The sequence below is a fragment of the Streptosporangium sp. NPDC003464 genome, assembly GCF_053588315.1.
Genome location: NZ_JBSFPS010000111.1, coordinates 22,346 through 29,784 on the forward strand (window position 1 = coordinate 22,346; position 7,439 = coordinate 29,784).

7 protein-coding genes are annotated in these 7,439 nt (G+C 71.1%); 4 read left to right on the forward strand and 3 right to left on the reverse strand.

Features of this window, described 5'->3' with window-relative positions; translation table 11 throughout:
- Window positions 1-9: 9 nt before the first annotated feature.
- The 3 genes from ACWDS7_RS24160 to ACWDS7_RS24170 all read right to left on the reverse strand — a co-directional run bounded on the left by ACWDS7_RS24160 (window position 10) and on the right by ACWDS7_RS24170 (window position 2,962).
- Complete coding sequence (locus ACWDS7_RS24160) at window positions 10-1,440, reverse strand: amino acid permease (protein ID WP_451931112.1); 1,431 nt, start codon at window positions 1,438-1,440, stop codon at window positions 10-12.
- Window positions 1,441-1,637: 197 nt separating this feature from the next.
- A complete protein-coding gene (locus ACWDS7_RS24165) occupies window positions 1,638-1,910 on the reverse strand; it encodes a DUF3040 domain-containing protein (RefSeq protein ID WP_306857685.1) in 273 nt (90 codons plus the stop codon).
- A 128-nt stretch (window positions 1,911-2,038) separates the two neighbouring features.
- Window positions 2,039-2,962, reverse strand: coding sequence for a F0F1 ATP synthase subunit gamma (locus ACWDS7_RS24170; RefSeq protein ID WP_451931113.1), 924 nt, complete (start codon window positions 2,960-2,962; stop codon window positions 2,039-2,041).
- 267 nt (window positions 2,963-3,229) lie between these two features.
- Between ACWDS7_RS24170 and pyrR the strand changes: the two genes are divergently transcribed.
- The 4 genes from pyrR (at window position 3,230) to carA (ending at window position 7,372) form a co-directional block, all read left to right on the forward strand.
- Entirely contained in the window at window positions 3,230-3,799 is a 570-nt protein-coding gene (gene pyrR / locus ACWDS7_RS24175) for a bifunctional pyr operon transcriptional regulator/uracil phosphoribosyltransferase PyrR (protein WP_306857687.1), read from the forward strand.
- Window positions 3,796-4,728 (forward strand): aspartate carbamoyltransferase catalytic subunit, encoded by a 933-nt coding sequence (locus tag ACWDS7_RS24180; RefSeq protein WP_306857688.1) that lies wholly within the window; start codon window positions 3,796-3,798, stop codon window positions 4,726-4,728. Before pyrR ends, ACWDS7_RS24180 begins: the two co-directional genes overlap by 4 nt.
- Window positions 4,725-6,020, forward strand: coding sequence for a dihydroorotase (locus tag ACWDS7_RS24185; RefSeq protein WP_306857689.1), 1,296 nt, complete (start codon window positions 4,725-4,727; stop codon window positions 6,018-6,020). Before ACWDS7_RS24180 ends, ACWDS7_RS24185 begins: the two co-directional genes overlap by 4 nt.
- A 122-nt stretch (window positions 6,021-6,142) precedes the next feature.
- Entirely contained in the window at window positions 6,143-7,372 is a 1,230-nt protein-coding gene (gene carA / locus ACWDS7_RS24190) for a glutamine-hydrolyzing carbamoyl-phosphate synthase small subunit (RefSeq protein WP_306857690.1), read from the forward strand.
- The last annotated feature ends 67 nt before the right edge of the window (window positions 7,373-7,439 follow it).

The following is a 7,439-nucleotide window of genomic DNA, read 5'->3' on the forward strand; positions in this document are numbered from 1 at the left end:
CCGTCGTTGTCAGCGGGGCTGTCCGGACGGCGCCGTCCGGGTCCCGCTCCTGGGGCCGTATTCGCCGCGTTTCGCCTTGGTCCAGATGTAGATCGGGATGCCCACGAGCAGCATCAGGAAGCCGGTGAAGACCGCTTCCATGCCGGCGCCGTACGTCATCCAGAAGGCGAACAGGATCGCCACGGTGGTGATGGCCAGGTCGCGGCCCAGGCGCGCTCCGCTGGTCTTCCTGGCCCCGGTGACCAGCCAGAACAGCTGGGCGCACGCGGAGAAGAAGTAGGGGATGACCGTGGTGAAGGTCGCGATCAGCAGGATCTTGTTGAAGCCCTCGGTGGTGCCGAAGTAGTTGTAGACCGCCACCAGCGAGGTCAGCGCGGTGCCCAGGACGATGCCCACCCACGGGGCGCCGCGGCGGTTCTCCCAGGCGAACGCCCGCGGGAACAGGCCGTCCCTGGCCGCGGCCATCGGCATCTCGGCCACGAGCATGGTCCAGCCGTTGATCGCGCCGATGCCGGAGATCACCGCGCAGGCCGCCATGACGCCGCCCCCGACGCTGCCGCCGAACATGTTGTTGATCGCGTCGGCGAACGGGGCGGGGGAGTCGACCAGCGCGTCGTGCGGGACGGTGCCGAAGATGGCGACGGTGCTGAGCATGTACATCGCGGCGCAGATCAGCACGCCGTAGACGCTGGCCCTGCCGATGTTGCGGGCCGGGTCCTTGATCTTCTCGGCCACGATGGTGACGCTCTCGACGCCGGAGTAGATGAACAGCGCGAGCGCGCCCGCGGTGGACAGGGCGCCGACCCAGTTGCCGGTGGTGGCGTTGAGCGGGCCGAAGTTGGCGCCCCGGACGAAGAACAGGCCGACCACGGAGACGAAGATCAGGGGGATGAATTTCAGCACCGTGGTGATCAGGGTGAACGCGCCGATGTTCCGCACGCCGCTCAGGTTGATCAGCGCCGGGATCCACAGGGCGACCAGCGCCAGCGCGATCTGGGCGGCGTGGGAGTCCCAGTGCAGGAAGTAGTTGGCGTAGTTGACCCAGACGACGGCGATCGCGGCGTTGCCGATCCAGGCGGTCAGCCAGAACGACCAGGCGGTCCAGAAGCCCGGGAACTCGCCGAAGGCGTCCTTGGCGTAGGCGTACGGCCCGCCTCCCGCGGGCACCCGCGCGCCGAGCCTGCCGAACACGACGGCGAGCGCGACGGCGCCGATCGACACCAGGGCCATCGACAGGATGCTGACGGTGCCGTAGGCGGCGAGGGAGGCGGGCAGCAGGAACACCCCCGTGCCCACGATGTTGCCGACGACGAGTGAGGTCGCCGCGGGGAGACCGAGTCTGCCGTGTTCGGCCGCTATCGCCTCGGCCGCCTCGTCACGGAGCACTCCCTCCTCGGCGGTGGTCCGTCCTCGCGGACGCTCGCCAGAAGATTCCCCCATTTCGCGCCCCCCGGCACATATCCTCCGTATCGTCACATTTAGTGGCAATACCCAATGAGGTCCCCAGGGGGGGAGGGGATGAAACGCGTGCCATCAGGGCGGACGGCGCCCCGCCCCGGCGGGCCCGGACACGTTCCGTGAGGGGATCCGCTCCGGGGGCTACCGAGGCGCGCGCCCTCCTCGGCTGCGGGTCAGCCTCAGCCGCGGGTCAGCGCGGTGGAGGTGGGACCCGGGTCGGCGCCGGTGCCCGAGATCGGGGGGAGCACCACGGCCATGATCGCCATGAGCGCGGCCAGCAGGACGACGGGGAGCAGGACGCCGGAGAACGGGCGGCGGCGGGCCGGCAGGGCCTCCGCGGTGATCAGTCCGGTGGCGAAGGACGACAGGGACTCCGCCAGGTCCGGATCCTCCGCGTAGAGCCGGTCGGCGATTCCGTCGAGGGTGCGCTTCTCGCGAGTGGACAGGCCCATGTTCTCGATCCCCCGGTGGCTGACGATGACGCGAAGGATTTTAATGGCATTTTGTCCGGTTTTGCCAAGCCGGTGAGGTAGATCTTCACCCCCGTGCCCTGGCCCTGGCCCTCCGGCCGGGCCCCGGGCTACTCCGCGCCGTCCGGCCGCGACAGCGCCTCCGCGCCGCTCACGATCTCGGTGAGCTCGGTGGTGATCTCGGCCTGGCGCGCGGAGTTGGCCCGGCGGGTGAGCGCGCCGATCAGCTCGTGGGCGTTCTCGGTGGCCGACATCATCGCCTGCCGGCGGGCGGCGTGCTCGGCGGCGCTGGACTCCAGCAGCATGCTCCAGATCCGGCCCCGGACGTACTGCCTCAGCAGCGGGTCGAGCACGGACCCCGCGGCCGGCTCGAACTCGTACGGCGGCAGGGGCCCGGGGACCGAGCCCTCGGCGCCGCCGCCGATCTCCATCTCCTCCAGCTCCAGGGGCAGGATCCGGCGCACCCGGGTCTGCTGGGTCAGCATGGAGACGAACTCGGTGAACACGACGTGCACCTCGCCCACCCCGCCGTCCCGGGTGGGCCTGTCGAAGGCCTCCACCAGCGTCTGGCCGATCTCGGCGGCGACCTCGTAGGAGGGATGGTCCGACAGCCCGACCCAGTCCCGCTCGCTGCGCCGGTGCCGGAAGCGGTAGAAGTCCACCGCCTTGCGGCCCGCGAGGTAGAACACCGGCTCCTTGCCCTGCCCGCTCAGGAGCGCCGCCAGCGCGTCCCCCTGGCGCAGCACGTTGTTGTTGAAGCCGCCGCAGAAGCCCCGGTCGCTGCTCATCAGCAGCACCGCCACGCGCGAGGTGTCGGGCCTGCGGTTGAGCAGCGCGTGGTCCAGATGGATGTCGTGGCTGACGAGGATGGAGGCCGCCCTGGTGATCTCCATGGCGTACGGCCTGGCGGAGTCGAGGCGCTGGCGGGCCTTGGGGATCCGGGAGGAGGCGATGAGCTCCTGGGCCCGAGTGATCTTGGCCGTCGACGTGATGGAGCGGATGCGCGCGCGGATCGCGCGGAGCTCGGCGCCCATGCTGCCTCCCCGGGATCTGCGGCCGGCCGGGATGCCGTCACGATGGGCCCTGCCCCCGGTGGTCCGCGGCACGGCCGGGGGAGTGAGAGTTTGCCAATTAATGATCCGTGTGTGCCTCTGGAAGTCTTATGTAGGCTTATGTCAACGTTTGCCCCCGTTAGGAGATCAAGGGGGCGCGATTCCGAGTCATCGCCGCACGGCTGCTAACGTGAGGTCGCTGACTTCCTTTAAGACCCGTCCCGTGAGGCGGGAAAGGTGGTGTTTCTTTTGGCTGACGCCATTTCGCATGCCCATGGCAGCGCACGCGCGGTCCTCGAAGGACCCGACATCAACCGCGCGCTGATCCGCATCTCCCACGAGATCCTCGAGCGCACCAAGGGTGCCGAGGACATCGTCCTGCTCGGGATCCCCACGCGGGGCGTCCACCTGGCCCGGCGCCTGGCCGCCTGCATCAAGCAGTTCGAGGGCCGCTCGGTGCCCGTCGGATCCCTCGACGTGACGATGTACCGCGACGACCTCCGCCTGCGCCCGGCCCGCGCGCTGGGCCGCACCGAGCTGCCGGCCGACGGCATAGACGGCAGGATCGTCGTCCTCGTCGACGACGTCCTCTACTCCGGCCGCACCGTCCGCTCCGCGCTCGACGCGCTCAACGACCTGGGCCGCCCGCAGGCCGTCCAGCTCGCCGCCCTGGTGGACCGGGGCCACCGCGAGCTGCCCATCCGCGCCGACTACGTGGGCAAGAACCTCCCGACCTCCAAGTCCGAGATCGTCAAGGTCTACCTGGAGGAGAACGACGGCCGCGACGCGGTCCTGCTGCTGAAGGAGGACGACAAGTGAAGCGGCACCTGATCTCGGCGGCCGACCTGAGCCGTGACGACGCCCTGCTCATCCTCGACACCGCCGACGAGCTGGCGAAGATCTCCGAGCGGTCCATCAAGAAGCTGCCGACCCTGCGCGGCCGTACCGTGGTCAACCTCTTCTTCGAGGACTCCACCCGGACCAGGATCTCCTTCGAGGCCGCGGCCAAGCGCCTGTCGGCCGACGTCATCAACTTCTCCGCCAAGGGCTCCAGCGTCTCCAAGGGCGAGTCGCTCAAGGACACCGCGCTCACCCTGGAGGCGATGGGCGCCGACGCCGTCGTCATCCGGCACGGCGCCTCCGGCGCGCCGCACCGCCTGGCCGGCTGGGTGCGCGGCAGCGTCGTCAACGCCGGTGACGGCACCCACGAGCACCCCACCCAGGCCCTGCTCGACGCCTTCACCATGCGCCGCCGCCTGGGCCCGCTGGAGGGCAGGAAGGTCACCATCGTCGGCGACGTGCTGCACAGCCGGGTGGCCCGCTCCAACGTGCTGCTGCTGAACACGCTCGGCGCCGAGGTGACCCTGGTCGCCCCGCCCACCCTGCTCCCGGTGACCGTGGACTCCTGGCCGTGCGAGGTCTCCTACGACCTCGACGCCGTGCTGCCCAAGTCGGACGTGGTGATGATGCTGCGCGTGCAGCGCGAGCGGATGAACGCCGCCTTCTTCCCCACCGAGCGCGAATACAGCCGCCGCTACGGCCTCGACCGCGACCGCGTCGCCAAGATGCACGACGACGCCATCGTGATGCACCCCGGCCCGATGAACCGGGGAATGGAGATCGCGGCCGAGGTGGCCGACTCTCCGCGCTCGACGATCGTCGAGCAGGTCGCCAACGGCGTGACCACTCGCATGGCCGTTCTTTACCTGCTGCTTGGCGGCGCCGACCTCGGGGGAGAGATCCAGTGACCACCATCGTCATCAAGGGCGCGAAGATCCTCGGCGGCGAGCCGGCCGACATCCTGATCCGCGACGGCGTCGTGGCGGAGGTCGGCCAGGGGCTGAGCGGCGACGAGACGGTCGACGCCCGGGGCCTCATCGCCCTGCCCGGCCTGGTCGACCTCCACACCCACCTGCGCGAGCCCGGCCGCGAGGACGCCGAGACCGTCGAGACCGGCACCCGGGCCGCCGCCCTGGGCGGCTACACCGCGGTGCACGCCATGGCCAACACCGACCCGGTCGCCGACACCGCCGGTGTCGTCGAGCAGGTCTGGCGCCTGGGCCAGGAGGCCGGCCACTGCGACGTGCGGCCGGTCGGCGCCGTCACCGTCGGCCTGCAGGGCGAGCGGCTGGCCGAGCTCGGCGCGATGGCCGACTCCGCCGCGCGGGTCCGCGTCTTCTCCGACGACGGCAAGTGCGTCTCCGACGCGGTGCTCATGCGCCGCGCGCTGGAGTACGTCAAGGCCTTCGACGGCGTGGTCGCCCAGCACGCCCAGGAGCCGCGCCTGACCAAGGACGCGCAGATGAACGAGGGCGCGGTCTCCGGCAGGCTCGGCCTGACCGGCTGGCCCGCGGTCGCCGAGGAGGCGATCATCGCCCGCGACTGCCTCCTCGCCGCGCACGTCGGCTCCCGCCTGCACGTCTGCCACCTGTCCACCGCGGGCTCCGTGGAGATCGTCCGCTGGGCCAAGTCGAAGGGCTGGAACGTCACCGCCGAGGTGACCCCGCACCACCTGCTCCTGACCGACGACCTCGTCGAGGACTCCCCGGTGGGCTCCTACAACCCGATCTACAAGGTCAACCCGCCGCTGCGCACCCGCGCGGACGTGCAGGCGCTGCGCGAGGCCCTGGCCGACGGCACGATCGACTGCGTCGCCACCGACCACGCCCCGCACCCGGTCGAGGACAAGGAGACCGAGTGGGCCGCCGCGGCCATGGGCATGATCGGCCTGGAGACGGCGCTGTCGGTGGTCCAGGAGGCGATGGTGGAGACCGGGCTGCTCGACTGGGCCGGCGTCGCCGAGCGCATGTCCCACGCCCCGGCCAGGATCGGCCGGCTCCAGGGCCACGGGCAGCCGATCGAGGCCGGCGCCCCGGCCAACATCACCCTCTACGACCCGGCCGTCCGCGCCGAGGTCGACCCGGCCGGCTACGCCTCCAAGAGCCGCAACACGCCGTACGAGGGCAGGGCCCTCCCCGGCCGTGTCGTGGCCACCTTCCTGCGCGGCAGGCCCACCGTCCTGGACGGGAAGCTCGCGTGAGGACCCCCGCCCGCCGGGCATGCCCGGCGGGTGTCCCACATCGTGGAGGCGCCCTCCTCAAAGCGCCGGACATTTCATACTTTCTTTTGCGGAGCAATGACCGAGATGATCGGGGTGTTTGAGTGACCGCAGTGCTAGTTCTGGAAGACGGCCGTGTCTTCCACGGGGTCCCCTACGGCGCCGAGGGCGAGACCTTCGGCGAGATGGTCTTCAACACCGGGATGACCGGCTACCAGGAGACGCTCACCGACCCCTCCTACCACCGCCAGATCGTCGCGATGACCGCGCCGCACATCGGCAACACCGGGGTCAACGACGAGGACCCCGAGTCCTCGCGGGTCTGGGTCTCCGGCTACGTGGTCCGCGAGCCCGCGCGCGTGTCCTCCAACTGGCGCGCCAACCGCTCCCTCGACGACTACCTCAAGGAGCAGGGCGTCGTCGGCATCGCCATCGCCGGCACCCGCGCCCTCACCCGCCATCTGCGTGAGCGTGGCGCGATGCGCGCCGGGGTCTTCTCCGGCGCGGCCCTCGCCCCGGTGGAGGAGCTGCTGGAGCGCGTCCGGCGCAGCCCCGAGATGGAGGGCGCCGACCTGGCCGGCGAGGTCTCCACCGCGCAGCCGTACATCGTGCCGGCGGTCGGCGCCAAGCGCTTCACCGTGGCGGCCGTCGACCTCGGCATCAAGGCCATGACCCCGCACCGGATGGCCGAGCGGGGCTGCGAGGTGCACGTCCTGCCGGCCGACAGCACCGCCGCCGACATCCTCGCCCTCGACCCGGACGGGGTCTTCTTCTCCAACGGCCCCGGCGACCCCGCCACCGCCGACGGGCCGGTCGAGGCGCTGCGCGGCGTCCTCGAGGCCGGCACGCCGTTCTTCGGCATCTGCTTCGGCAACCAGCTCTTCGGCCGGGCCCTGGGCCTGGGCACCTACAAGCTGCGCTACGGCCACCGCGGGGTCAACCAGCCGGTCCAGGACCGGCGCACCGGCAAGGTGGAGATCTCCGCGCACAACCACGGCTTCGCCGTGCAGGCCCCCCTGGAGGGGCGCTTCGAGACGCCGTACGGCCCGGCGGAGGTCAGCCACGTCAACCTCAACGACGACTGCGTCGAGGGACTGCGGCTGCTCGACCGCCCCGCCTTCAGCGTCCAGTACCACCCCGAGGCCGCGGCCGGCCCGCACGACTCCGCCGGCCTGTTCGACCAGTTCTGCGCGCTGATGGAAGCGGCGAGGGGACGGGCGGGCACGGTGGCCGGAGCGGGCGACGGGCCGGGCGTGACCACGGCGGGAGCCGCCACAGGACAGGCCGCGGACCGGGAGCCGGGCGCCGAAACGGAGGGGAACAAGGATGCCTAAGCGCACGGACATCCAGTCGGTCATGGTGATCGGCTCCGGGCCGATCGTGATCGGGCAGGCCTGCGAG

Coding starts and splice junctions, on each gene's coding strand:
- ACWDS7_RS24165 (WP_306857685.1), bottom strand. CDS start 1,910: ATGGGCCTGTCCACTCGCGAGAAGCGCACCCTCGACGGAATCGCCGAC.
- ACWDS7_RS24170 (WP_451931113.1), bottom strand. CDS start 2,962: ATGGGCGCCGAGCTCCGCGCGATCCGCGCGCGCATCCGCTCCATCACG.
- ACWDS7_RS24160 (WP_451931112.1), bottom strand. CDS start 1,440: ATGGGGGAATCTTCTGGCGAGCGTCCGCGAGGACGGACCACCGCCGAG.